Genomic DNA, 25,183 nt, shown 5'->3' with positions numbered 1-25,183 from the left:
GGATCATGCTCGGGGTTATGCTTCCGTTTACACCGAACAACGGAAAAAGGCAGGAAATATTGTCGGATTAGGCCTAATATGCCCAGCAAAAGGCGGTGACATTGAGGTCGATCCGCCGATGTGACCGACCCGATCAAAAGGGAACGAAATGGGTGGAATCGGGAAAAAGACCGAACGTCCGAACAAGGACGACAGCAAATCGAAGAAAGAACCACCGCCGGCGCCAGCCGACGATGACGACTACGAGGATGGCGACATCGCCACGCCGAAGCGCGATCGCAGCGGCGAGGACGACGAGCCGTTGTAGAGAAGCCTCCTTAAGCTTGAGATCGGAGGGCGCTGCGAATCTCGATCGCACCTCTCCCATCGGGAGCACACTACCGTCGCGCAAGGAAGCGGCGTTGTCTTCCCGAACTTCGCCGTTCCGGCGCGCTTCGCGAGGGCTGCCATGCAGCGGTATTCATGGACAAATAACCGGCCCAGCCGATAATTTGGCGCCTGCCTTGCCGGGCCGTTCATTTCAACGGGGTTTCAGTTCAATATGGCCGACGTTCTGGCCGCACCGCAACAAGCGAAGTCGGACACCTCGCTGCGCACGCTGGTGGCGATCTCGATCGCGCATTGGGTCAGCCATTTTCATCTGTTCGTGTTGCCGATGCTGTTCCCGTTCCTGAAGGAGCAGCTCGGCGTCGGCTATATCGAACTCGGCTTCGCGCTCACGGTGTTCGGCGTCGTCTCCGGCCTGACGCAGGCGCCGACCGGATACCTCGCCGACCATATCGGTGCGCGCAAGGTCCTGCTGATGGGCCTCATGCTCGGCGGTTGCGCGCTGATCATGCTCGGCCTGCAGTTGAGTTATTTCTGGCTGATCGCCTGCGCCGCACTGCTCGGCCTCGCCAACAGCGTCTATCATCCGGCCGATTACGCGATCCTGTCGGCGCATATGGACGAGGCACGGATGGGCCGCGCCTTTTCGATCCACACCTTTGCCGGCTTCCTCGGCGGCGCGGTGGCGCCCGCCATCATCGCGGCCCTGGTGGCGACCGTCGGCGGGCTCGGCGCGCTGATCGCGGCCGGCGCGGTGGGGCCGCTGGCGGCGCTATTGCTGATCGCGATGGGCCTGCCCGACGCCAGCGCCGCCGACCGCAAGGTCGATGGCGTGCACGCGCCGAAGCAGAACATCATCACGCCGACCATCATCATGCTGACGATCTTCTTCATGCTGCTTGGCCTGTCCAACGCCGGCATCAGCAATTTCGGCGTGGTCGCGTTGATGAGCGGCTATGGCGCATCATTCTCGGCAGCCAACATGGCGCTGACCGCCTATCTCGCCGCCAGCGCCATCGGCGTGCTGGCCGGCGGCCATCTCGCCGACCGCACAAGGCGTCACGGGCAGGTCGCCGCCGGCTGTTTCGCCATCAATGCGATGATCGTGCTCATCATCGCGACGGTCGCGCTGCCATCGCTGCTGCTGACGGCGATGATGGCGATCGCCGGATTCCTCGGCGGCGTGATCGCGCCGTCGCGCGACATGATGGTCCGCGACGCGGCGCCGCCGGGCGCGGCCGGCCGCGCCTTCGGCATCGTCTCCACCGGTTTCAACTTCAGCGGCATCCTCGGTCCGCTGCTGTTCGGCTGGATCATGGACCAGAGCATGCCGCACTGGGTATTCGGCGCTTCCGTCGTCTTCATGATCCTGACGGTGCTGCTGGCGCTGGCCACCGACCGCAAACCGCAGGCCCGCCCCGCCTGACGCATTCCTGAACCTCATCCCGTGCGGTTGACAGCTTCGAGCGACAACCCATGATGCGGCAACAAAAGTTCAAATCCGGGATGAAACGCATGACCTCCGATCCAGACCTCGTGATCCGTGGCGGCAGCATTGCCGACGGCCTCGGCGGCAACCTGTTCGAAACAGATGTCGCCGTCACCGGCGGCCGCATCACCGAGGTCGGCAAGGTCGCAAGCCGGGGCAAGGAAGAGATCGACGCCCGCGGCAAACTGGTGACCCCCGGCTTCGTCGACGTTCACACCCATTATGACGGCCAGGTCACCTGGAGCCAGGACATCACGCCATCGTCGCAGAACGGCGTCACGACCGCGATCATGGGCAATTGCGGCGTCGGCTTCGCGCCGTGCAGACCGTCCGATCATCAGCGGCTGATCCAGCTGATGGAGGGCGTCGAGGACATTCCCGAGCCGGTCTTGAGCGCCGGCATCCCCTGGGCCTGGGAGAGTTTTCCGGACTACATGGACTGGCTGTCGCAGCGCCGCTTCGACATGGATATCGGCGCGCAACTGCCGCACGCCGCGTTGCGCGTCTACGTGATGGGCGAACGCGGCGCGCGACGCGATCCCGCGACCGCCGAAGACAACGCCGCCATGGCGGCGCTCGCCGGCGATGCCGTGCGCGCCGGCGCGCTGGGATTTTCGACCTCGCGCACCCTCAACCACCGCACCTCCACCGGCGACTTCACGCCGACGCTGAAGGCCGGCGAGGACGAACTGACGGCGATCGCCGGCGCCATGCAGAAGACCGGCCGCAGCGTGTTCCAGTTCGTGCTCGATCTGTCGACCATCCACGAAGACCTGCCGATGATGCTGCGGGTGGCCGAGAACACCGGGATCCCGGTGTCGTTTTCGATCACCCAGAACGACAGGGCGCCGCGGCGCTGGCGCCAGACGCTCGACGCCATCAATGAGGCTTCCGCGCGCGGGCTGTCGATCACCGCACAGATCGCCGCGCGCCCGGTCGGGCTGCTGCTCGGCCTCGAACTGTCGCGCAATCCGTTCCAGACCCATCCGAGCTACAAGGCGATCGCCAGCCTGCCGCTGACGGAGCGATTGAAGCGCCTGCATCAGCCCGACGTCCGCGCCGCGATCCTGAGCGAGACGCCGACCTCGACCGACGACCCGCTGTTCTTCCGGCCGAACTACGACAAGATGTATCTGCTCGGCGATCCCCCGGACTACGAACAGCCGCCGGAGAACGCGCTGGGCGCACGGCCCGCCGCGAGGGCCGGCAGCCGGAAGAACTGGCCTATGAGGCGATGCTGTCGGACGATGGCCGCGGCATGCTCTATGTGCCGTTCTTGAATTACGCCGACGGCAATCTCGATGCCACCCGCGAGATGCTGACCGATCCGAATGCGGTGCCGGGCCTCTCCGACGGCGGCGCGCATTGCGGCATCATCTGCGACGCCAGCTTCCCGACCTATCTGTTGACGCACTGGACGCGAGACCGGACGCGAGGCGAAAGACTGTCGATCCCGTTCGTGGTAGCCGCGCAGTCGCGCAAGACCGCGCTGTCGGTCGGCCTCACCGACCGCGGCGTCATCGCGCCAGGCTACAAGGCCGATCTCAACGTCATCGATTACGACAAACTGCATCTGCATCCGCCGAAGGTACATTACGACTTACCCGTAGGCGGCCGCCGTTTGCTGCAGCAGGTCGACGGCTATGACGCCACCATCGTCTCCGGCGTGGTGACGCAGCGCAATGGAACGGCCACCGGCGCGCGACCGGGCCGGCTGGTGCGCGGCGCGCAGGGCGACGCGCGGAAGTTCGGCGCCGCAGCGAGCTAGCGCCTACCGCAGGGGTTTACAAAAAAATCGCGAAAACAACCCCATGCAAAGTAGAATGCCCGGCTCATCCCGCTTTCCTTCTCCCCTCCCCCCGCGAAGCAAGCGTAGCCCGCCGTCCCGACTGGCGTTCGATTTCGACGACGCAGTCCGCCATTTTCAAGCCGCGAAACAGACGGAGCGATTCCTCGGCGCTGATCGCGGCACCTTCCGAAGCCGCCGCCCGAGCCAGCACGGTATTGGCGATCCCCTCGCTGTCGACCAGAACGCCGTCGGAATCGAAAATGACGAGTTCGGTCATACGGCATGCGTCCCGGCGACCTCAGGTAGCGTGGCCGCGTCGCCGCCATTGTCTCAGGCATGGTGACGCAACGCAACGGCGCGGCCACCGACGCGCGGCCGGGCCGGCTGGTACGCGGCGCGCAGGGTGGTTTGCAGTAGGTAACAACACACACTCGGTGTCGTCCCTGCGAAAGCAGGGACCCATACGCCGCGGCTTATCCGCAGGGCGATGAGGTTAGTTGCTTTCGCACAATCGACATCGGTGGTTATGGGTCCCTGCTTTCGCAGGGACGACGCTGCTATAGTTGTGACCTCACGCGAACTTCGGCTGCGCGGCCAGGGCCATCAGCCGAGCGCGCTCGGTGTTGGGCCACAGCAGCAACAGGCCGAGCAATCCCGATACCACGAGGACGACGGCGTTGATGGTGAAGCCGGTCATGTAGCCGTCGAGCGGCACCGCGGCGTGCTGGATCATGCTGCCCATTACCCAAGGGGCCAGGATGCCCGCCAGCGTGTAGATCGCGCCGTAGATCGCGATCACGGCGCCGCGCTGCTGCACCGGCGTGAACTCGCCGAGCATCGGCGGGCAGACCACATAGATCGAGCCGCAGAGCCCGGAGCCGATCACCAGAAAGGCGATCTGCAGGCCGGCGCCGTTGACATGCGGAAGAGCCGCGAGGATCACGCCGCCGACAATCAACGGCACCGAACCGAGCACGCCGCGGGCGCCGCGGGTGGTGAAGCCGCGCGCCAGCATCACCTGCGAAATCCACCCCGTGAGCAGCACGACGACGGCGCCGAACACCCATGGCAGCACCGAAATCCACCCGGCGTCCTTCTGCGAGAAGCCGAGGCCCTTGACGATGAAGGGCGTAAACCAGGTCAGCCCGAGCGACAGCGCCAATAAGCACCGAAGGTCGCGGCGCAGCAGCCGATGAAGGTCCGCGAGGTCAGGAGCTGGAAATAGGGCACACGGGGATCGGCCGCCGCCATCGCGACGGTCTGCACCAGCGGGCCTTCCTTGCCCATCACCATCCACGCCACCACCCACATCAGGCCGACGATGCCGAGCGCCCCGAACGCATAGTGCCAGCTGTGATTGACGATGATCCAGTTCAGCGCCGGCACCGCAAGGATCACGCCGAACGCGGAGCCCTGCGACAGGATGGCGGTCGGCAGGGTGCGCTTCTCGTCGGGAAACCATTTGTAGATCGCATGCGCCGCCACCGAAAACGCCGGCCCCTCGCCGGCGCCGAGGATCACGCGGCAGATCAGCAGCGTGGTGAAACTGACGGTGCCGACCATCGGGAACTGCGCCAGCGACCATATCACCGCCATCGCCAGCAGCACCCAGCGGGTGGCGACGCGGTTGACGATGAAGCCGACGACGATCGCCGAAATCGAGAACAGTCAGGAAGAACGAGGAGCCGAGCAGGCCGAACTGCTCCGGCTGCAGCTTCAATTCGTCCATGATCGGCGCGCCGGCGAGGCCCACCACGATCTTGTCGGCGAAATTGACCAGCATGAACAGAAACAGGAGAAACGTGATTTTCCAGGCGCCCTTGGGCGTCGTTTTGCGCGGTCATGCCTTCTCCCCGATTTCATTTGCTGGCCTGTTGATCGGCCTGCCTGCAATGCTACCTGTGGGACATACGGCAATGCAACCCGGCATTTTCTGAGGGATCGCGGCCCAGGCGCCTGCCGTGCGCGGCACCTCGGCATTGGTTTGCCGGATGCCGCCTGACGCTGTTTCGGCCCGCCCTGCAACCGGAACACGGTCGCGTCGCCGCCATGATTGAGCCCGTGATCTCCCGCAAGGGGCTTGGTATGCTGGACCAGAACGTGAGTATGGACTTTCGAGAGGCTTCGCATCCGTCTTGGCATGGCAACCGGCAACCCCATCGTGCTGAGCGTCAGAAATCTGACCAAGACCTATCGCTCTGCCGGCGAGGAGGTGGTGGTGCTGCGCGGGGTCAATCTCACCGTTGCGGCAGGCGAGCGCGTCGCCCTGACCGGCGAATCCGGCAGCGGCAAGAGCACGCTGTTGCACCTGATCGCCGGGCTGATGCGGCCGATGGCGGCGAGATCACGCTCGCCGACATTTCCGTCTCCGACCTCGGCGATGCCGGCCGGGCGGCATTGCGGCGCGACCGGCGGGACTGGTTGTTCCAGCAGTTTCAACCTGATTCCCGAGTCTCAGCGTCGAAGACAACCTCGTGTTTCAGTCCCGCATTGCCGGCCGTCATGATCCGGCCTGGCATGCCGAACTGGTGGAGCGGCTCGGGCTCGGCGCCTTGCTGAAGCGCTATCCCGAACAATTGTCGGGCGGCCAGCAGCAACGCGTCGCGATCGGCCGCGCGCTGGCGGACAAAGCCGCTGCTGCTGCTCGCCGACGAGCCCACCGGCAATCTCGACGAGGCGACGGCGGATGATGTGCTGGCGCTGACGCGCGACCTGGTGACGCGAACCGGCTGCGGCTTTCTGATGGTGACGCACAGCGAGCGTCTCGCCGCCACGCTCGACCGCCGCATCCATCTCCATGCCGGACTGGTCGCATGAAGCGCGCAGTCTGGACTCTCGCGGTTCTCCTGAGCCATTGGCGGCGGCATCCGATGCAGCTTGCGACCTTGCTGATCGGGCTGATTTCCGCGACCGCGTTGTGGAGCGGCGTGCAGGCGCTGAACGCGCAGGCGCGCTCGAGTTACGACCGTGCGGCCGCGACCTTCGGCGGCGCCCGAACCGCCATGCTGGTCGGCCGCGACGGCGCGAACTTCCCGCAGGCGCTGTTCGTCAGCCTGCGCCGCGCCGGCTGGCCGGTGTCGCCGGTGCTCGAAGGCCGTATCCAGATCGGCGGCCGCTCGTTCCGCCTGTTGGGCATCGAGCCGGTCACGCTGCCCGCCGAGGTCGGCAATGCGCCGACGATCGGACGCGCCGGCCTGCAGTCCTTTGTCACGCCGCCGGGAGAAATGCTGGTGGCGCCGGAAGTGCTCTCCGATCTCCATCTGCCGGAAGGCGCGCGGCCTTTGGCGAGCGGCGGCACCGAGCTGCCGCCGCTGCGCGTGCAGGCGCAGCTCGCGCCCGGCGTGCTGGTGGTCGATATCGGCATCGCCCAGCGGCTCCTCGACATGCCGGACCAGCTCTCCCGCCTCGTGGTCGGCAAGATCAAGGGCAAACCGGGCGCCGCTGGAGAACGTCGTCGGCGGACAGGCTTCACTTGATCAAGGCGGATGCGGGAAAGCGACCCTCGAAACGCCTCACCGGACAGTTTTCACCTCAACCTGGCGGCGTTCGGCCTCTTGTCCTTTGTGGTCGGACTGTTCATCGTCAATTCGGCTGTGGGCCTTGCCTTCGAACAGCGGCGGCCGATGCTGCGAACCCTGCGCGCCTGCGGCGTGTCCGCCCGCATGCTGAACGCGGTGCTGGTGATCGAACTGGTATCGCTGGCGCTGGTGGCCGGCGCCAGCGGCCTGGTCTGCGGCTACGGAATTGCGGCGTCGCTGCTGCCCGATGTCGCAGCATCGTTGCGCGGACTCTATGGCGCGCAGATCCCCGGCCAATTGACGCTGAGAGCGAATGGTGGTTGCCGGCCTCGCCATCAGCGTGATCGGCGCGCTGGCGGCGGCAGCCGCCAGTCCTCACCAAAGCGATCCGCCTTCCGGTGCTGGTGGCCGCCCAACCCCAGGCGTGGCAACAGGCGCAGCAGCGCTGGCTGATCGTGCAGAGCGCGGTCGCGCTCGCCGTGTTCGCCGCCGCCGGAGGCTTTCTATGGTTCGGCGATTCCCTGGTATCGGGATTTGCCGTGCTGGCGACGCTGATGCTGGCGGCCGCGCTTCCTGCTGCCGGCGATCCTGGAGCGCCTGCTCGCGCTCGACCAGCGCAACGCGCGTCGCCCGCTCGCGGTCTGGTTCTGGGCCGACAGCCGCCAGCAGCTTTCCGGATTGTCCGCTGGCGCTGATGGCGCTGTTGCTCGCGCTTGCGGTCAATGTCGGTGGTCGGCACCATGGTCGAAGTTTCAGCCGGACCTTTGTCGGCTGGCTCGACGGACGGCTGGCGGCGGATGTCTATGTCAACGCGGCCAGCGATGCCCAGGCCACCGAGATCAAGACATGGCTGCGAAACCGGCCGGAAGTGCAGGCGATCCTGCCCGGCGGCCGGGCCGAATCGCAAATGGCCGGCGCGCCGATCGAGATATTGGGCTTGCCCGATCATCCCACCTATAGCGAGCACTGGCCGTTGCTGGAATCAACTGCGAACGCCTGGGTTCGCCTCCGCGCAGGCGATGCCGGCCTCGTCAGCGAGCAACTGGCGCGGCGCCTGAAACTTGGAATCGGCGACCGCATCGAAGTGCCCGCCCCCGGAGGCAACTGGCCGCTCGAGGTGATCGGCATCTACGCCGACTATGGCAACCCGAAGGGTCAGATCGCCGTCAATTACGCGGCGCTGACACGGCGCTTCCCCGCCATCCCCACTACCCGATTTGGCTTGCGGGTCCCGCCTGCGGAAATTCCGGCGCTGATCTCCGGCCTGCGCCAACGATTTGGCCTCGACGATCGCAACCTCGCCGATCAGGCCACGATGAAGGCGGAGTCGAAGCGGATCTTCAACCGCACCTTCGCGGTGACGGCAGCGCTCAATACTTTCACCCTCGGCGTCGCCGGCATCGCGCTGCCTCACCAGCCTCTTGACGCTGAGCAATTCGCGGCTGCCGCAGCTGGCGCCATTATGGGCGATCGGAATCACGCGGCGGGAGCTGGCGTCGATCGAGCTTGTCAAAACCCTGTCGGTGGCGCTGATCACCGCCCTGCTGGCGCTGCCGCTGGCCTGCTGGTGGCGTGGTGCCTGATCGCGGTGGTGAACGTGAAGGCCTTCGGCTGGCGGCTGCCGTTTCACGTGTTCCCGCTGCAATTGCTGCCAACTACTTGGCGTGGCGATGGCGGCTTCGCTGTTGGCCGCGCTGCTGCCGGTTCTCAAGCTGGCGCGGATGCAGCCGACCAGCCTGATCAAGATCTTCGCCGATGAACGATAGTGTCAGAATATCCCGCCGCGCCTTCGCGGGCGGCCTTGCCCTGATCGGGTTCGGCCGAGTTCCGGCGCTGGCACAGGGCTTTGCCGGTCTCGGCGAAAACGCGGAAGGGTTCGCGCCCGTGGTGCCCGGCAAGACCTTCGCGTTTCCGCCGATCACGGTCCGCATCCGGAGTTTCGCATCGAGTGGTGGTACGTGACGGCTAATCTCAAGGACTCGACCGGCGCGGCCTATGGCGCGCAGTGGACCTTGTTTCGCCAAGCCTCGCGGCCGGGTGCGCAACAAGAGGGCTGGGCCAACCAGCAGATCTGGATGGGCCACGCCGCGTCACCCGCGCCGACATTCACCGCTATAGCGAAGCCTTCGCCCGCGGCGGCGTCGGTCAGGCCGGCGTCGAACCAAAGCCGTTTCAAGCCTGGATCGATTCCTGGGCAATGCGCGGGGTGAAGCGATGCGCGACGCCATGCTCGCGCCGCTCGAACTCACCGCATCGGGCGCCGATTTTCAGCTACACGCTGCGGCTCGATGCCGACCGGCCGCTGGTGCTGCAGGGCAACGCCGGCTACAGCCGCAAATCGGAGCGCGGGCAGGCCTCGTATTATTACAGCCAGCCCTTCTTCAAGGCGACCGGCCGCATCAGCATCGGCGACAAACCCGCGGGAGGTCGCTGGGCAAGCCTGGATGGACCGCGAATGGAGCAGCCAGCCGCTCGCCCGGATCAGACCGGCTGGGACTGGTTCTCGCTGCATCTCGACTCCGGCGAAAAGCTCATGCTGTACCGGCTGCGTCAGAAGGACGGCCGCGCCGATCTGTTCGGCAACTGGATCGAGCCCGACGGCCGCTCCAGCGAAATCGCATCCAGCGAAAACACGATGACGCCGACGGGCCTCGACCGAGATCGAAGGCCGCAAGATCCCGACCGGATGGAGCATCGTCATCCCGCGCGCGGCCTGCGCATCGAGACCACGCCTCTGAACGCGAGGAGCTGGATGGGTACGAGCTTCCTTACTGGGAGGGACCGATCAGCTTCGCCGGCAGCCACACCGGATTAGGATATCTGGAGCTGACCGGCTATTGAGTTGAATCCGTCATTCCGGGACGCATCGAAGATGCGAACCCGGAATCTCGAGATTCCGGTTCGCTCACTCCGTTCGCGCCTCCGGAATGACTCGAAAATGGGGAATATGCGATGTACCATTTCACCGCGCTCGTCACCTGCTTCGCCATCCTGTTCTACTTGTCACCGGCATTCAGGTATCGAAGGCGCGCGTTGCATTGGGCGTGAAGGCGCCGGCCACGTCGGGCCATCCCGATTTCGATCGGGTGTTCCGGGTGCAGATGAACACGCTGGAATGGATGCCGGTCTTCCTGCCCTCGCTCTGGCTGTTTGCGGTCTACATCAGCGATGCCGCCGCAGCCGTATTGGGCCTAGTGTGGATCGCCGGCCGCATTCTCTACCTAGCCGGCTATTCGCGGGCCGCGGCGAAGCGCGGGCCGGGCTTTGCGGTGCAGGGGCTCGCGGCCGGCGTCCTCTGGCTGGCGCGCTCGGCGCCATCGTCTGGCGCCTCATTCATACGTGACCGTGGACGCCGCCCGATCAGCGGCGGGTCCGGGCAATGGTCTCGGAGGGGCGTTCGCCAAAGAACGGCCGCGGAGGACCGTCGTCATTTTGTGGTTTCCCTCCGCGCGGACTCCGCTAGATTGTTCTCCAAGGGCCGTAACAAGGCCAAACGTCCGGGAGGACAAGCGTGTACAAGGGCCGCGTCGTTTCGGCGCCATGGACGAGGTGGTTTTCGGGACTGCCGCCGCCGAGGCTGTGGTCGCGCAGATGAAACCGCCTGGGCACGACCCGCGCCTTCCTGATGGTCAGCGGCACGCTCAACCGCGAGACCGACGAGATCGAGAAAATCCGAACGGCGCTCGGCCCGCGTTGCGTGGGCACCTTCGATGCGATGCGGCCGCATACGCCGCGGGAGGGGGTGATCGCGGCTTCCGAACAGGCCCGCGCCGCCAATGCCGATCTCATCGTCACGGTGGGCGGCGGCTCGATCACCGACGGCGCCAAGGCGGTGCAGATCTGCCTCGCCAACGATGTTCGCAGCGTCGAGGATATCGACAGGGTCCGGGCCCACAAGGGCGTCGCGCCGCCGATCAACCCGCCTGTCGTGCGCCAGGTCAGCGTGCCGACCACGATTGCGGCGGCGAGTTCAGCGCAATTGCCGGCGTCACCAACGGGCGCACCAAGGTCAAGGAAATGCTACGCCACGACCTGGTGATGCCGCGCGCGGCGATCCTCGATCCCCGCGCTGACCGTACACACGCCGGAATGGCTGTTTCTTTCGACCGGCATCCGCGCCGTCGACCATTGCGTCGAAGGCCTGTGTTCGCGCGAGGCGCATCCCTACGCCGACGCCCAGGCGATCAAGGGATTGTCGATGCTGGCCGAGGGCCTGCCGCGCGTGAAGGCCGACGCGCGCGATCTCGACGCGCGGATGGACTGCCAGCTCGGCACCTGGCCTCTCGATGGGCCCGCTGTCGTCGGGGGTGCCGATGGGGGCGAGCCACGGCATCGGCTATGTGCTCGCGCCGTCTACGACGTGCCGCACGGATATACTTCCTGCGTGATGCTGCCGTCGGTGCTGCGCTGGAACAAATCCGCCAATGCCGGGCGGCAGGCGCTGGTCGCCGCGGCGATGGGTCAACCCGCAAGGACGCCGGCGACGTGCTGGAGTCCTTCATCCGCGGCCCTCGGCATGCCCTGCAGCCTGCAGGACGTCCGGATCGGTCCCGAGCATTTCGACCGCATCGCGGAACAGGCGATGGGCACGCCGTGGATCCGCGCAACCCGCGCAAGATCGATTCACCGGCGCAGGTGCGCGAAATTCTTCTTCTGGCCGCATAAGAAAATTGGAGACACGATGTACACCGGCAAGCATGCTCATCTTCGTCCGCTGCAGCCCGCCTCATCATGGCGAGTACCGGCGAGGCCGTGACCTATCGGGAGCTCGAGGCGCGCTGCAATCGCCTGGCGCACCTGTTGCGTCAACGCGGCCTGAAGCGGCTCGACCATTATGCCGTATTCATGGAGAACAACGGCCGCTACCTGGAAGCCTGCGGCGCCGGCGAACGGTCCGGGCTGTATTACACTTGCGTCAATTCGTATCTGACGCCCGGCGAACTCGCCTACATCGTCAACAACAGCGAATCCCGCATCCTCATCACCTCGGTTGCCAAGCTCGACGTGGCCCGCGAAGCGCTGAAGGAATGCCCCAAGGTCGAACTCTGCATCGTCGCCGATGGTCCGGGCGAGAGCGAGCGCATCGTCGGCCTGCAGGAAGCAACCCGCGGGCTGCCGAAGACGCCGATCGCGGATGAATGCATCGGCACCCGCGATGCTCTATTCGTCGGGCACCACCGGCCGGCCGAAGGGCATTCTGCGCCCGCTGCCGGAGCAACCGGCGACCCAGCAACTGCCGATCTTCGATTTTCTGCAAAAGCTCTGGCACTACCGCGAAGGCATGATCTACCTGTCGCCGGCGCCGCTCTATCACTCGGCGCCGCAGGCCGCGGTCAATCTCACGATCCGCAGCGGCGGCACCGCCATCATCATGGAGCACTTCGATCCCGAGCGTTACCTCGAGCTGGTCGAGAAATGGGGCGTCACCCATACCCAGCTGGTGCCGACGATGTTCTCGCGGATGCTGAAGCTGCCGGAGGCCGCGCGCAAGCGCCACGATTTGTCGTCGCTCGAGATCGCGATCCATGCGGCGGCGCCGTGCCCCGCGGCGGTGAAGGAAGACATGATCAAGTGGTGGGGCCCGATCATCCACGAATATTACGGCGCCACCGAAGGGCTCGGCTTTACCGCCTGCAACAGCGCGGAATGGCTCGCCCACCGCGGCAGCGTCGGCAAGGTGCTGCTTGGCGACCTGCACATTCTCGACGAAGACATGAAGCCGTGCCCGATGGGCACGCCGGGCACGGTCTGGTTCAAGACCGCCACCCCGTTCGAATATTTCAACGATCCGAACAAGACCAGGAAGCCCGCTCGCCTGATGGCACCATGAGCACGGTCGGCGACGTCGGCTATGTCGACAGCGACGGCTTCCTCTATCTGACCGACCGCTCGACCTTCATGATCATCTCCGGCGGCGTCAACATCTACCCGCAGGAATGCGAGAACCTCCTGATCACCCATCCCAAGATCGCGGACGCCGCGGTGTTCGGCGTCCCCAATGCCGATCTCGGCGAGGAGGTGAAGGCGGTGGTGCAGCCGATGCCGGGCATTCAGCCGGGCCCCGAGCTTGCCGAGGAACTGATCCAGTTCTGCAGCCAGTCGCTGTCGCGCCAGAAGGTGCCGCGCTCGATCGACTTCGAAGCGGAACTGCCGCGGCTGCCGACCGGCAAGCTCTACAAGCGGCTGCTGCGCGATCGCTATTGGGGCGACAAGACGACGCGCATCGTGTGACGGCGCCGGGAGCGCGCTAAGGCCCGCGCCCCACACCAACGATGCGTCCATCCGCTGCGTCGCTTGGTGCGGATTTGCGCCAAGGCAGCAGCATCGACACGCGGTTCCTGTACCGAAGATAGTCGTCGCCGAACAGATCGACCAGATCGCGTTCTTCCAGCCAAATTCCGACGAATATGTAAGCGGTGGTGACCGCCGCGAACAGAAGGTGTCCGACCGTCATCGTCGGCGCCGACCAGAACGCAATGATGAAGCCGAGATAGATCGGGTGCCGCACGAACTTATAGTAAAGCGGCGTACGGAAGCGCGGCGCGGGCATCGCGCGGCCGGCGAGATTGTTCGCGACCTGATGCAGTCCGAACAGCTCGAAGTGATTGATCAGGAAGGTACTGGTCAGCACGATCAGCCAGCCAACGAATGACAGGCCGGTGATCGCCATGGCGATCTGCGGATCGGCGATCTGCCACGCCACCGCCGGATCGGTCGCCACTGCCAAAACAGCAGGACAAGCGCGAGGCTGGCGAACAGCACATAGGTGCTGCGCTCGACCGACTTCGGCACGAACTGCGTCCACCATTGCTTGAATTGCTTGCGCGCCATGACGCTGTGCTGGATGGCAAACAGCGACATCAGCAGGATGTTCACGATCAGCGCCTCCGTCACCGGCACCGACCGTTCGGTATCGATGGTCTTCGGCACCATCAAGCCCGAGACGAAACCAATGGCGTAGAGAAACGTGACGAAGAATACGACGTAGGATGCGAGACCGTAGAGAAATATGATTAGTCGGCCTCATGTGCTCCTCCTGGCTGTAAACGTGACGCGCAAACCGCGCGTCGTCGTGGATAGGGCTCTCATTGCGGGGACGGCGCTCGACAAAGGCGATACCGGACAGCACCAGCGCGGCGCCCGCCGCCTGTGCCCAAGTCGGCGCTTCGGCCAGCACCAGGAACGCCAGGCCTGCACCGAAGACGGGCATCAAATTGACAAACTGTCCGGCCCGGACCGGTCCCAGCTCCGACACCCCCGGAACCACAGCAGGAATGCGATCGCCGAAGCGAATACCGCGATGTATCCGATGCTCAGCAGCACGCTGACGGAGCCGAGGGCCGCAAGCGGGTTCGTCGCGGCAAGCAACAGCAGCGGCAGCATCATGAGCAATGCCGGCAGCCACGCTTGCGGCCAGCGCGACCGATGGCGGCAGATCCGAGGGACGACGGCGCAAGATCAGCGAATAGGCCGCCCAGATCACGACCGCCGCCAGCATCCACAAATCTCCGGCACTGAAGCCTTGGGAAAGGATACCGGCAAGCTCTCCGCGCGTGATCAGGACACAGGCGCCGGCAATCGAGATCAGCGCGCCGCCGATTTGCCTGCCGGACGGCCGCTCCAATCCCAGCAATGCGGACCCGAGAAGCGTCGCGATCGGGGCAAGCGACAGAATCAGGAGGGCGCTGGTTACGGTCGTGCTTTGCAGCGCAACATAAATCAGGGTGTGGAACGCCGCGATCCCGGTAGCGCCAAGCGCGAGGATGAGCCGCCATTCCCGGCGCAGCGCCGGCAGAGCGGCGAATGCGCTTCTCCAGACGAAAGGCGCGATGATGGCGAGCGCGATCAGCCAGCGCAGGAAGTTGAGCGTCACCGGATCGACGGCGCCGCTAAGCGCCCGGCCGGCCACGAAATTTCCCGACCAGAATAGAGCCGCCAAGGCGAGGGCCAAGGCTGGAGATCGAAGCACCGCGCCGACCCTGGCTGCCTTCATCTCAGATAATGTCAGAGGGAACCGCCGCCGTCGCCGGTCATGCTTCACACCGCTTTTTGAGCGTTGGGAAGTGTGCCCGCTAACGGCCGGCGGTCATGAGGCCGGCGTCCCACGTGGCGGCGGTAAACCGCTCGAAATTACGAGAGGGCCTGAGCCGGTTGTCCTATGACGCCTCGCCAATGCCTGCATCTCTGGCAAGCACGATGGCCTGGGACCGTGTGCGGACTCCCAGCTTGGCAAAAATGCTCGAAACCTGATTGCGGACGGTCTTCTCGCTCTTGGTCAGCGCTGTGGCAATCGCCGTATTGTCGAGGCCTCGCGCCATCAACGTCAGAACGGCGTGCTCACTCGCCGTCAGGCCGGCCTGGCGCAAGGCCGGCGAAGTGCCGCCGGCGCCGCCCAGGAACGAGCGGAACTCATCGAGAAACTGTTCCCATGCAGGTTCACTGGGGAGCAAGACATGGTTGCGCCCTTCCAGCGGAACGAAACGGGCCGACGGGATGAGCGCCGCCAGTTGCCGCCCCTGTTCGAAGGGAACCCGCGCGTCATTTTCGCGAATGCATCACCAATGTCGGGACACGCAGGCTTGCCGCTTCCGCACTGACGTCGACCTGATACAACTGCTCGACAATTGCTACCGCGTTCTCCGGCGATGCCGAGATGCTCTCCAGATCGTTGAACCACTGGTGCTGCTCGCGGGTCCCGTCCGGAATAAACTGCGATGTGAAAACTTGCCGAAACGCCGGTTTGTCGCGTCCCCAACCAAGCCGGATGAGCTTGATGAGGGTCTCGGCCTCCTCGCGCTCTTGCTCCGTTACATTCCGGCGCAGCATGCCCCTGGCATAGGCGCCGAACAGGATCAAGATGTGACACCCTCTCCGGATGCCGAGCGGCCGTATGCAATTGCGATTGCGCCACCCTGGGACATCCCAAACAGCGGAAATTTTTTCAAGCCTTGCGCCTCGACGACGGCCTCCAGGTCCTCGATCCATGCCTCGAAAGAGGTGGACGGCGGCGAGCGGTCGGACAATCCGCAGCCGCGCTGGTCATATCGAATATAGGTGTGGTCGCGCGACAGCTCCTCAAGCCAGTGCGTCCAGACCGGGCTTCGCGCGTCGTGCTCGACGTGGCTGAGCCAGTGGGCGGTTCGCAGCAATGGCGGTCCGCGGCCGATCGAAGCCATCGCGATCTGGGCGCCGTCACGAGACTTGCAGAATCTTACCTGTTGGCCAGACCTCGACATGGAACTCCTGATAAATAAATATAGCACTCTTATGAGCTGATGCATGCTGCCATCAAAAACCCGGCAGCATGCAGAATTAGCAGTCTGCGCCCATTCATCATTCGCCAATCGGGCAAGCGCCGGGTATGGCGCAGGGTGGCGGGAACCGGTCGCGTCGTAGCCGCGGCTTCACCCGAAGCCGGGCCTTCAACCCCGTTCACGATCGCCGCGACGCGCCATCGATAGGCGGTTTTTGGCGTCAGGCCGGAATCGGCGAAACTCGGCCCGGCCACCTCCGCCACCGCTGCAAACGGGCCGTCGGCGCCGGCACGGAACACGCGGTAGGCTGTCGCGCCAGCCTGCGGAGCCCATGCCAGATCGGCGCCGGTGTCCGACCGGTCGATGACCCTGAGCATGATCGATGTCGCGGCGGGGCGCCGGCGAGGAAACGGCCGCCGGCGCGGCGCGCGCGGTCAACGCGTCGAGCATCGCCTTGATCGTCCTGACCTGCGCCCCGGACTTGGTGACATAACTGTCGTCGTAATTGACGTAACCCACCAGTCCCAGCAAGCGTGGGGATTGTAGGGTACCATTTCGCAGTGGTTTGCGGATAGAGCACGATCAGACGATTGGTATCTGCCCAGGCATTGTATCCGGTGCGCTCGACGAAACGCGTCCGATTTCGGGGCCTTCTTGCTGGTTGCAACCGTGCAAGGCGATATGGACGCGGCACGCCTCGCCATTCTCGCATTCCCTGGGCACGAACACGTAGCCGGTCTTGCCCAGGCTCAACGAACCCGCGCTGCCGGGTTTGGTGTAAAGCGACTGATCGAACGGCCTGATCGTCCCGCTCAACGGACCGGCATTCGGCTACTCAACGCGCCGTAAATGTGCTGGAGAATGATTCCGGCCTGGTCATAGCCGCATTGATCGATGAACGGACTGATACTCGCCTTGCATTCATTGAGGTCGGCGCGGGGCGGATCCTGCGCAACCACCAGCGAATGCCCGGCTCCGATCGTGGTCTGGTAGTAGAGGTTGCCGCGATTGGCCTCGCCGAGAGTGGCGATAGAAATCCGCAGCCGCATCGGCGACCGATCGTGCCACCACTTTGTCGTTATAGCCATGGAACAGATAAATTTTCTGCGCCGCACGAACTGCAGCGAGTCGATCGCGCCGGAAGCCGACTTGGCGTCGGCCTTGGCGAAGAAGCTGCTCATTCCGGGAGGCGGCCCGGACAGGCATGGGCCTGTCGCGTTGGTAATGGAAGACCAGTAGCTGAAGAACCCGCCGGCTTTCGCGCACCAATACGGCCCGCCGGCGACCACGCCGACGCCCTTGATCACCGAAGACCAGGCGGTGGCGAACTGGACAGCCATGAACGCGCCGGAGGAAATGCCGGATATCGAGCTTTCACCGATGGCGGCATTGTAGCCGGGGAGCGCCGCGGGCGCTTGGGCCAGCGCCGGTCCGGCGATAAACGCCGCGCAGCCAATCGCGACGGAAGTCCGGCGCAACGCTGCAACGACCATGGGACGCTCCCGTTGAACGGCATGCTATCAGCTTGCGGGCAAACAGGAAAGTCGAATTGCTTCGTCGCTATCGCTCCTCGCAATGACGTTGGGGCATCAATCCCTCCGCCTTACGGCTTCATTCCCGGCAGCGTGCCCATCATCTTGCACAGCACCGACAGCATCACCTCGTCGGCGCCGCCGCCGATCGAGGTCAGGCGGCTGTCGCGATAGGCGCGGCTGACCGGCGTCTCGTTCATGAAGCCCATGCCGCCCCAGAACTGCAGGCAGGCGTCGGTGAGTTCGCGCCCGAGCCGGCCGGCCTTCAGTTTCGCCATGGTCGCGAGCCGCGTCACGTCCTCGCCCGCGACCAGCGCTTCGCCGGCGCGGTAGATCAGCGCGCGCAACAGCTCGATCTCGGTCTGCATTTCCGCCAGCTTGAAGTGGACGGTCTGGTTATCGAGGATGCTCTGGCCGAACGCCTTGCGGTTGCGGGTGTATTCGATGGTCTCGTTGATAATGGTTTCATGCGCCTTGAGACAGGCGGCGGCGCCCCACAGCCGCTCCTCCTGGAACTGGATCATCTGGTAGGTGAAGCCCTTGCCTTCCTCGCCGATGCGGTTGCGCTTCGGCACCCGCACATTGTCGAAGAAGATCTGCGCGGTGTCGGACGAGCGCATGCCCATCTTGTCGAGCTTGCGCGCGACCTCGACGCCCTTGCTCTTCATCGGCACGCAGATCAGCGACTTGTTGCGATGGACCGGCCCGTCGCCGGTATTGGCGAGCAGGCAGATCCAGTCGGCCTTGACGCCGTTGGTGATCCACATCTTGCCGCCATTGATGACGTAATCGTCGCCGTCGGAACGCGCGCTGGTCTTGATCGACGCCACGTCCGAGCCGGCGCCCGGCTCCGACACGCCGATACAGGCGACCGCGTCACCTGAAATCGCCGGCGCCAGGAATTCGCGCCGTACTTCGTCCGAGCCGAACCGCGCCAGCGCCGGGGTGGCCATGTCGGTCTGCACCCCGATCGCCATCGGCACGCCGCCGCAATGGATCGCGCCGAGCTCTTCCGCCATCATCAGCGCATAGCTGTAATCGAGCCCCTGGCCGCCGAATTCGGTGGGCTTGTTGAGGCCGAGAAAGCCGAGATTGCCGAGCTTCTTGAACAGCTCATGCGAGGGGAACTGTTCCGCCTTCTCCCATTCGTCGACGTAGGGATTGATCTCGGCCGCGATGAATTTTTGCAGGATGCGGCGGGGTTCTTCGTGGTCTGCGGTGAAGAGCATTTTTTCTCCTGTCATTCCGGGGCGACGCGGAGCGTCGAACCTGGAATCTCGATGTTGCTTTACTTATCTCCAGATTCCGGGTTCGCGCTGACGCGCGCCCCGGAATGACGGCACTCTTGTTGCGCGTCATTCCGGGCTCGCCCGCTTCGTTCTGCTCCCCTCCCTCCACGCGCAACGCGCGTGGAGGGAGGGGAGCTAATCGCTCACAATCCCATCTGCCTTGAGGCCAGATCCTTCATGATCTCCTCGGTGCCGCCGCCGATGGCGTTGACCTTGACCTCGCGGTAGATGCGCTCGACCTTGATGCCGCGCATGAAGCCGGCGCCGCCGAAAATCTGCACCGCTTCGGAAGCGCAGAACGCCATGGTCTGGGTCGCCTGGTTCTTCATCATGCAGATCTCGGCAACCGGGCTTTCGCCCTGCCCGAGACGCCACGCCAGCATTTCCAGCATCGCTTGCGACGCCGCGACCTTCTGCGCCATGTCCACCAGCTTGTGGCGGATCACCTGGTGCTGGGCGATCGGCTTGCCGAACGTCTGGCGCTCCTTGGCATAGGCAATCGCCTCCTCGACGCAGACGCGGGCATAGGCCGTGCAGCTCGCCGCCATGCCCATGCGCTCGCTGTTGAAATTCTGCATGATGAGCTTGAAGCCCTGGCCTTCCTCGCCGATCAGGTTCTCGGCCGGCACGCGGCAATCGTCGAAATGTAGCGTCGCGGTGTCCGACGCCCACCAGCCCATCTTCTTCAGCCTGGTGCGCGACAGGCCCGGCGTATCGCCCTCGATCAAGAGCAGGCTGACGCCGCCCGGGCCCTCGCCGCCGGTGCGCACCGCTACCGTCAGATAGTCGGCGCGCATGCCGGAGGTAATGAAGGTCTTTTCGCCGCTGACGACGTAATGGTCACCGTCGCGGCGCGCCTTGGTCCTGAGATTGGCGACGTCGGATCCGCCGCTCGGTTCGGTGATCGCGAGCGCGGAGATTTTCTGGCCCGACAGCACCTGCGGCAGCACCCGCGCCTTGATTTCGGGACGGGCGGCGCGCGCGATCGGCGGCGAGCCGATGGTGTGGCTCATCAAGCTCGCATTGACCCCGCCGGCGCCAGCCCGGGCCAGCTCCTGCGAGGCCACGATCTTCATGAACTGGTCGGCGTCGACACCGCCATATTCTTCCGGGAATCCAAGACCCAAGAGGCCGATCGCCGAGGCCTTCGCATAGAGCTCGCGGGGAAACTCGCCGGCCTCGTCCCATTCATGGGCGTAGGGCTCGATTTCCTTCTCGACAAAGCGGCGCACCACGTCGCGATAGGCTTCGTGTTCGGCGGTGTAGAATGGACTGGCCATTCGCTTGCCTCCGTTGATTCTGTTGCGGTGCACGATGTCCGGAAACGGCTGCTCTAACTTGCGTCGAGTGGCTGGAGCCGCGGAGTCCGCCATCCGCTTCTGCCGGGCCGCCAACCGTCGCAGCATCAGGTGGCCGGGATCAAGGGGAGGGCGAAGTTTTTGGGCGGCAAGAGCCGCGAGATCGCGAAACCGTGTTTGTAGTTTGTTGGAAAGTCCTCTTCCGTCGTCCCTGCGAACGCAGGGACCCATACGCCGCGGCCTATCGGTGAGACCCCGGTGTGAGATACCTTCTGCAACAACAGACGACCGGGATTATGGGTCCCCGCGTTCGCGGGGACGACGCTGAGAGATGAATGATCGCACCCTACCGCAGCTACTCCGCGCAAGACAGAATCCCCATATCCCCTTGATCTGCTAGAGTATCATCGAAGCGGTCAGGCGGCGCCAGACCGCTGGACATGGAGGAAGCTTTGCCGGTTCGCCATTACGACTGGATCGCGCATTACGGCCGCCGCACGCCGGACAAGCCGGCGGTGGTCGACCTCGGCAGCGGACGCAGTTTCACCTACGCGCAATTCGATTCCCGGATTTCACGCCTCGCCGCGCATCTGCGCGACCGGTTGAAGGTCAAGCGCGGCGACCGCGTCGCCGTGCTGGCGCTGAACACGACCGATACGCTGGAGGTGCAGTTCGCCTGTGGGCGGATCGGCGCGGTGTTCCTGCCGCTGAATACCCGCCTCACCGTGCCCGAGCTGCAATACATCGTCGGTGACGCCGCGCCTGTGCTGATGATCCACGATGCGGAGCTGGCCGAAGTCGCGCTGACGGTGGCGAAAAAGTGCAACGTGGCCTCCGCACTGCTGCTCGGACCCGACGGGTCCTACGAGGCGGCGATCGCCGCCGCAGAGCCGCTCGACCAGTGCGAAATCGTCACGCTCGATGACATCTCGACCATCATGTACACCTCGGGCACCACCGGCCAGCCCAAGGGTGCCATCATCACCCACGGCATGACGTTCTGGAACTGCGTCAATCTCGGCGGCCCGGCCTATGTCTCGCCGTCGACGGTGCTGCTCACGGTGCTGCCGCTGTTCCATACCGGCGGGCTCAATTGCTACACCAACCCGGTGCTGCATGCCGGCGGCACCGTGCTGATCATGCGCGCCTTCGATCCCGGCGCAGCGCTGCAGCTGATCAGCGATCCCGCACGCGGCATCAACCAGTTCTTCGGCGTGCCCTCGATCTACCAGTTCATGGCGCAGCATCCTTCGTTCGCGACGTCCGACTTCAGCCGCCTCATCATCGGCGGCGTCGGCGGCGCGCCGATGCCGGTGCCGCTGTTGAAAGTGTGGGAACAGCGCGGCGTCGCGCTGCAGCAGGGCTACGGCATGACCGAGACGTCGCCGGCGGTATTGACGCTCGACAAGGAGGACGCCGCGCGCAAGGCCGGCTCCTCCGGCAAGCCGGTGCTGCATACTGAAGTGCGGATCGTCCGCCCCGACGGGTCGGATGCCGGGGTCGGCGAACTCGGCGAATTATGGGTGAAGGGGCCGAACATCACGCCCGGCTACTGGAACCGGCCGGACGCCAACGCCTCGTCATTCACCGACGGCTGGCTGCATACCGGCGACGCCGCGCGCATCGACGACGAAGGGTTCTACTACATCGTCGACCGCTGGAAGGACATGTACATCTCCGGCGGCGAGAACGTCTATCCGGCCGAGGTCGAGAACGTGCTGCATCAGCTCACCGCGATCGCCGAAGCCGCCGTGATCGGCATCCCGAGCGAGCAATGGGGCGAAACCGGAATGGCCATCATCGCGGTCAAGCCCGGCCACAGCATCACCGAAGCGGAAATTCACGCGCATTGCGAGAACAACCTGGCGCGCTTCAAGCGCCCGCGCCTGATAAAATTCATCGACGCGCTGCCGCGCAACGCCACCGGCAAGATCCACAAGCCGACCCTGCGCGCGAATTTCGGCGCGGCGAAAGTCACCGATCAGGCCACAGCCTCGTAAGGAACTCGCGAAATACCCTCTCCGTCGTCCCGGCCTCAAGCCGGGACCCCAGCGTGAGCGCAAGCGCTCATCGCGGCGCCGCGACTTATCGTTCGAGCTCCGGAGTAGAGACCTTCATCCCACAACAGACAACCGGGGTTGGGTCCCGGCTCAAGGCCGGGACGACGATGGTCGATGCTGTTCCTAATCGTACACGAACGCCGCATCGTCGAGATCGATCGCCGGGATTTCATCCTTCTCGGCCCAGTAATCCTGGCTGTGCTGCCATTCCGGCTTGTCGCCGCGCTTGGGCAACAGATGCATATTGCGCATCATATAGCCGGGATTGAAATTCTCCGGGTCGATCCAGGAATGCAAGGGCATGTTGCCTTCCTGCGGCCGCAGCGCCGGCACCACCTTCTTCGCGCCCTTCTCCTTCATGTGCGCCAGCAGCCGGCAGACGAAGTCCGCCACCAGATCGGTGCGCAGCGTCCAGCTGGCGCGGAAATAGCCGAACACCCAGGCCATGTTCGGGATGCCGGTGAACATCATGCCGCGATAGGTGACGGTGTCGGAGAAATCGAGCGGCTTGCCGTCGATCTCGAAAGCGATGTCGCCGAGCACATTGAGGTTGAACCCGGTCGCGGTGACGATGATGTCGGCGACCAGCGTCTCGCCGGATTTCAGCAGAATGCCGTCTTTGGTGAAGCGGTCGATCTCGTCGGTCACCACCGAAGCCTTGCCGCTCTTGACCGCCTCGAACAGGTCGGCGTCGGGCACGAAGGCGATGCGTTGCCGCCACGGCCGGTATTTCGGGGTGAAATGCTTCTCGACGATGTCGTCCGAACCGGGCCCGAGCGCGGCGCGAATGCCGTTGAGCAGTTCCTGCTTGATCTTCTCCGGCTCGGTAAAGGAGAGGCGGGTAAACAGATCCTGATCGAACAGGATCTTGCGGCGCACGATCTCGTGGATCCATTCTTCCTTGACCTGCAACTGCCGGAGCTGTTCGGCCAGTTCGATGGCGTTGCGGCCGGTCCTGAAATAGGTCGGCGAACGCTGCAGCATGGTGACATGCTCGCACTTGTCCGCAATCGCCGGGATCAGCGTCGCCGCGGTCGCGCCGGAGCCGATCACGACGACCTTCTTGCCCGACAGGTCCAGATCCTCGGGCCAGCGCTGCGGATGGATGATGCGGCCCTTGTAGTCCGCCATCCCCTGCCATTCCGGAGTGTAGCCTTCCGAATGACGGTAATAGCCCTGGCACATCCAGAGGAAGTTCGCGGTGAAGGCGCGGGCCTCGCCGCTGGCCTGGTCGACCGCTTCGACGGTCCACCGATTGGTTTCGCTCGACCACTTCGCCGAATTGATGCGATGGCGGTAGCGGATGTGCCTTGCGAGATCGTTCTCGTCGATCACCTCGCTCATATAGGCGCGGATTTCGTCGGCGGTCGCGATCGGCGGGCCGACCCAGGGCTTGAAGCGATAGCCGAAGGTGTGCAGGTCGCTGTCGGAGCGGATGCCCGGGTATTTGTGGGTCAGCCAGGTGCCGCCAAAACTTTCCTGCTCTTCCAGCACGACGAAGCTGGTGCCCGGAAGCTGCTTGGTGAGGTGATAGGCGCTGCCGACGCCGGAAATGCCGGCGCCGACGATCAGGACATCGAAATGCTCGACCGCCTGCGCGGCGGACATGGTGCGGAGGGGCGCGGTTACATTCATGGTTTTCGTTCTTCTCCCGATTTGCAACTCGTTAGCAGCTTGCCTCTGGAGCCTTTTCCGTTCCGATTGAATCGGAACGGGGCTCCATCTTTTTGTTTTGACGCGTTTTCTTCACACGAACCGGTATCCACCCCCGGATCAAGTCCGAGGACATGCTTCGCTTGAAAACGCTCTAATGACCAATGATCGGCCGCACAATGCGCCAGATCAATCGGCGAATTCACAGCACAGAGCCCCATTGGCGCGCGGTCTGCAGAATCCAGTCCCGGTAGAGCGTCAGCGGCGTGACGCCGGTGAGGCCGCCGCAGCCCGCGGCGCCGTTCGGCCCGGTCGACCAGCTGACAACGCCGACGATGGCGGGGCCGCCCTGCTTGTCCTCGAACACCGGTCCGCCGGAATCCCCGGTGCAGGCGCCAAGTCCGTCGCGCGTGCCCTGCCCGACTGGATCGACCAGGCGAATTTGCAGCGTCCCCGGCTTGCCGGTCGCGACCAGGCCGGCGGCACGAATGGTCCCGCCGCTCTTGCCATCGCCGCGAACGGCGACACCGATGCCGGCGATGGTGAAGCGGCTGCCGACGACAATGGGAATAGCCGGGATGCCGAGCAGCGCCGGGCTCTTCCCCTTCGCAGCGGCATCGAGCTGCAGCAACGCTACGTCGGCAGTAGCGCGATGCGAATTCATCGCCTTCATACTGAAGGCCGGATGGATGGCGACATTCTTCACGTCCTGCAGTTGCGGCTGCCGGTCCGCGCCATAGTCGACGATCTTGTAGGTCGCCCCCGGCTGCACGCAATGCGCCGCGGTCAATACCAGTTTCGGTGCAATCAACGTGCCCGTACAAAAATTGCCGCGCGAGCCGACAATGGTGACAACAGCGCGGCCGACGCTCTCGGCCGACGGCGCGCCGCCGCCGACGATGGCGTGAGCCGGCGCGGTGAGCAGCAGCGCCAGGCCTGTGATCATCGCGGCCGGGATTTTCATCGCAGCAGGC

The 25,183-nt window shown here is 64.7% G+C and carries 17 protein-coding genes and 9 pseudogenes; 13 read left to right on the top strand and 13 right to left on the bottom strand.

The genetic code is table 11. The features are described from left to right. The first annotated feature begins 148 nt into the window (after positions 1–148). The 3 genes and pseudogenes from KMZ29_RS02835 (at position 149) to KMZ29_RS02825 (ending at position 3,584) form a co-directional block, all read left to right on the top strand. Positions 149–307, top strand: a complete 159-nt coding sequence (locus KMZ29_RS02835; RefSeq protein WP_215622372.1) for a hypothetical protein — start codon at positions 149–151, stop codon at positions 305–307. A gap of 234 nt (positions 308–541) precedes the next feature. Then, positions 542–1,753 carry an MFS transporter gene (locus tag KMZ29_RS02830; RefSeq protein WP_215622371.1) on the top strand — a complete coding sequence of 404 codons (1,212 nt, stop codon included), beginning with the start codon at positions 542–544 and terminating at the stop codon, positions 1,751–1,753. 89 nt (positions 1,754–1,842) lie between these two features. Further along, positions 1,843–3,584, top strand: a pseudogene (locus KMZ29_RS02825) (N-acyl-D-amino-acid deacylase family protein). 64 nt (positions 3,585–3,648) lie between these two features. On the opposite strand, the gene KMZ29_RS02820 reads toward KMZ29_RS02825, so the two are convergent. Together KMZ29_RS02820 and KMZ29_RS02815 are read right to left on the bottom strand one after the other, a co-directional pair. Beyond that, entirely contained in the window at positions 3,649–3,882 is a 234-nt protein-coding gene (locus KMZ29_RS02820; protein ID WP_249779812.1) for an HAD family hydrolase, read from the bottom strand. 294 nt (positions 3,883–4,176) lie between these two features. Next, positions 4,177–5,388 (bottom strand): annotated as a pseudogene (locus tag KMZ29_RS02815) (MFS transporter). A gap of 378 nt (positions 5,389–5,766) precedes the next feature. On the opposite strand from KMZ29_RS02815, the pseudogene KMZ29_RS02810 reads away from it, so the two are divergent. From KMZ29_RS02810 to KMZ29_RS02785, 9 genes and pseudogenes are all read left to right on the top strand, one after another. Beyond that, positions 5,767–6,422, top strand: a pseudogene (locus KMZ29_RS02810) (ABC transporter ATP-binding protein). Continuing rightward, positions 6,419–8,889: pseudogene (locus KMZ29_RS02805) on the top strand (FtsX-like permease family protein). The pseudogenes KMZ29_RS02810 and KMZ29_RS02805 overlap by 4 nt, the downstream one beginning before the upstream one ends. Further along, positions 8,879–9,085: a hypothetical protein gene (locus KMZ29_RS26570; RefSeq protein ID WP_249779811.1), complete on the top strand. Its 207-nt coding sequence runs from the start codon at positions 8,879–8,881 to the stop codon at positions 9,083–9,085. Before KMZ29_RS02805 ends, KMZ29_RS26570 begins: the two are co-directional and overlap by 11 nt. Beyond that, entirely contained in the window at positions 9,067–9,333 is a 267-nt protein-coding gene (locus tag KMZ29_RS26840; protein ID WP_501986036.1) for a lipocalin-like domain-containing protein, read from the top strand. The genes KMZ29_RS26570 and KMZ29_RS26840 overlap by 19 nt, the downstream gene beginning before the upstream one ends. Further along, on the top strand, positions 9,228–9,938 hold the full coding sequence (locus KMZ29_RS26835) for a lipocalin-like domain-containing protein (protein WP_256442524.1): 711 nt from the start codon (positions 9,228–9,230) through the stop codon (positions 9,936–9,938). Before KMZ29_RS26840 ends, KMZ29_RS26835 begins: the two co-directional genes overlap by 106 nt. 137 nt (positions 9,939–10,075) lie before the next feature. Continuing rightward, positions 10,076–10,466 (top strand): annotated as a pseudogene (locus tag KMZ29_RS02795) (MAPEG family protein). Positions 10,467–10,748: 282 nt separating this feature from the next. Next, positions 10,749–11,162: an iron-containing alcohol dehydrogenase gene (locus KMZ29_RS27065; protein WP_440131712.1), complete on the top strand. Its 414-nt coding sequence runs from the start codon at positions 10,749–10,751 to the stop codon at positions 11,160–11,162. 21 nt (positions 11,163–11,183) lie between these two features. Next, positions 11,184–11,648, top strand: a pseudogene (locus tag KMZ29_RS27060) (dehydroquinate synthase/iron-containing alcohol dehydrogenase family protein); the annotation flags it as partial. A gap of 156 nt (positions 11,649–11,804) precedes the next feature. Then, positions 11,805–13,354, top strand: a pseudogene (locus tag KMZ29_RS02785) (AMP-binding protein). Positions 13,355–13,370: 16 nt separating this feature from the next. Here KMZ29_RS02785 and mddA read toward each other — a convergent pair. The 9 genes and pseudogenes from mddA to KMZ29_RS02735 form a co-directional block, all read right to left on the bottom strand. After that, positions 13,371–14,137 (bottom strand): annotated as a pseudogene (mddA, locus tag KMZ29_RS02780) (methanethiol S-methyltransferase). A 151-nt stretch (positions 14,138–14,288) separates the two neighbouring features. Further along, a pseudogene (locus KMZ29_RS26555) lies at positions 14,289–15,116 on the bottom strand (DMT family transporter); the annotation flags it as partial. 163 nt (positions 15,117–15,279) lie between these two features. Then, positions 15,280–15,573, bottom strand: a complete 294-nt coding sequence (locus KMZ29_RS26915; protein ID WP_305855083.1) for a response regulator transcription factor — start codon at positions 15,571–15,573, stop codon at positions 15,280–15,282. Positions 15,574–15,661: 88 nt separating this feature from the next. Then, a complete protein-coding gene (locus tag KMZ29_RS02760; RefSeq protein ID WP_215622370.1) occupies positions 15,662–15,979 on the bottom strand; it encodes a hypothetical protein in 318 nt (105 codons plus the stop codon). Then, complete coding sequence (locus tag KMZ29_RS02755; RefSeq protein WP_215622369.1) at positions 15,976–16,299, bottom strand: alpha/beta fold hydrolase; 324 nt, start codon at positions 16,297–16,299, stop codon at positions 15,976–15,978. Before KMZ29_RS02755 ends, KMZ29_RS02760 begins: the two co-directional genes overlap by 4 nt. A gap of 89 nt (positions 16,300–16,388) precedes the next feature. Further along, positions 16,389–16,754 carry a fibronectin type III domain-containing protein gene (locus KMZ29_RS02750; protein WP_215622368.1) on the bottom strand — a complete coding sequence of 122 codons (366 nt, stop codon included), beginning with the start codon at positions 16,752–16,754 and terminating at the stop codon, positions 16,389–16,391. A 435-nt stretch (positions 16,755–17,189) separates the two neighbouring features. After that, positions 17,190–17,870, bottom strand: a complete 681-nt coding sequence (locus KMZ29_RS02745) for a hypothetical protein (RefSeq protein WP_215622367.1) — start codon at positions 17,868–17,870, stop codon at positions 17,190–17,192. Positions 17,871–17,980: 110 nt separating this feature from the next. Continuing rightward, the gene (locus KMZ29_RS02740) at positions 17,981–19,138 is read right to left on the bottom strand and encodes an acyl-CoA dehydrogenase family protein (RefSeq protein WP_215622366.1); all 1,158 of its coding nucleotides are present in this window, start codon (positions 19,136–19,138) and stop codon (positions 17,981–17,983) included. 203 nt (positions 19,139–19,341) lie between these two features. Then, entirely contained in the window at positions 19,342–20,478 is a 1,137-nt protein-coding gene (locus KMZ29_RS02735) for an acyl-CoA dehydrogenase family protein (protein ID WP_215622365.1), read from the bottom strand. Positions 20,479–20,948: 470 nt separating this feature from the next. Between KMZ29_RS02735 and KMZ29_RS02730 the strand changes: the two genes are divergently transcribed. Next, entirely contained in the window at positions 20,949–22,496 is a 1,548-nt protein-coding gene (locus tag KMZ29_RS02730) for an acyl-CoA synthetase (protein ID WP_215622364.1), read from the top strand. 183 nt (positions 22,497–22,679) lie between these two features. Here the strand turns inward: KMZ29_RS02730 and KMZ29_RS02725 are convergent, their stop codons facing one another. Together KMZ29_RS02725 and KMZ29_RS02720 are read right to left on the bottom strand one after the other, a co-directional pair. After that, entirely contained in the window at positions 22,680–24,191 is a 1,512-nt protein-coding gene (locus tag KMZ29_RS02725; RefSeq protein WP_215622363.1) for a flavin-containing monooxygenase, read from the bottom strand. A gap of 220 nt (positions 24,192–24,411) precedes the next feature. After that, positions 24,412–25,173 carry a S1 family peptidase gene (locus tag KMZ29_RS02720; protein WP_215624112.1) on the bottom strand — a complete coding sequence of 254 codons (762 nt, stop codon included), beginning with the start codon at positions 25,171–25,173 and terminating at the stop codon, positions 24,412–24,414. Positions 25,174–25,183: the final 10 nt, after the last annotated feature.

Source organism: Bradyrhizobium sediminis (assembly GCF_018736085.1).
GTDB classification, from domain to species: Bacteria; Pseudomonadota; Alphaproteobacteria; order Rhizobiales; family Xanthobacteraceae; genus Bradyrhizobium; species Bradyrhizobium sediminis.
This window is presented reverse-complemented; position numbering and strand designations above follow the sequence as displayed.

What these genes read in the sequence shown, in the direction of transcription:
- KMZ29_RS02755 (WP_215622369.1), bottom strand. Translation starts at nt 16,299, where the DNA reads ATGGCTTCGATCGGCCGCGGACCGCCATTGCTGCGAACCGCCCACTGG.
- KMZ29_RS02725 (WP_215622363.1), bottom strand. Translation starts at nt 24,191, where the DNA reads ATGAATGTAACCGCGCCCCTCCGCACCATGTCCGCCGCGCAGGCGGTC.
- KMZ29_RS02835 (WP_215622372.1), top strand. Translation starts at nt 149, where the DNA reads ATGGGTGGAATCGGGAAAAAGACCGAACGTCCGAACAAGGACGACAGC.
- KMZ29_RS26570 (WP_249779811.1), top strand. Translation starts at nt 8,879, where the DNA reads ATGAACGATAGTGTCAGAATATCCCGCCGCGCCTTCGCGGGCGGCCTT.
- KMZ29_RS02745 (WP_215622367.1), bottom strand. Translation starts at nt 17,870, where the DNA reads ATGGTCGTTGCAGCGTTGCGCCGGACTTCCGTCGCGATTGGCTGCGCG.
- KMZ29_RS02740 (WP_215622366.1), bottom strand. Translation starts at nt 19,138, where the DNA reads ATGCTCTTCACCGCAGACCACGAAGAACCCCGCCGCATCCTGCAAAAA.
- KMZ29_RS02830 (WP_215622371.1), top strand. Translation starts at nt 542, where the DNA reads ATGGCCGACGTTCTGGCCGCACCGCAACAAGCGAAGTCGGACACCTCG.
- KMZ29_RS02820 (WP_249779812.1), bottom strand. Translation starts at nt 3,882, where the DNA reads ATGACCGAACTCGTCATTTTCGATTCCGACGGCGTTCTGGTCGACAGC.
- KMZ29_RS27065 (WP_440131712.1), top strand. Translation starts at nt 10,749, where the DNA reads ATGGTCAGCGGCACGCTCAACCGCGAGACCGACGAGATCGAGAAAATC.
- KMZ29_RS02735 (WP_215622365.1), bottom strand. Translation starts at nt 20,478, where the DNA reads ATGGCCAGTCCATTCTACACCGCCGAACACGAAGCCTATCGCGACGTG.
- KMZ29_RS02750 (WP_215622368.1), bottom strand. Translation starts at nt 16,754, where the DNA reads ATGCTCAGGGTCATCGACCGGTCGGACACCGGCGCCGATCTGGCATGG.
- KMZ29_RS02720 (WP_215624112.1), bottom strand. Translation starts at nt 25,173, where the DNA reads ATGAAAATCCCGGCCGCGATGATCACAGGCCTGGCGCTGCTGCTCACC.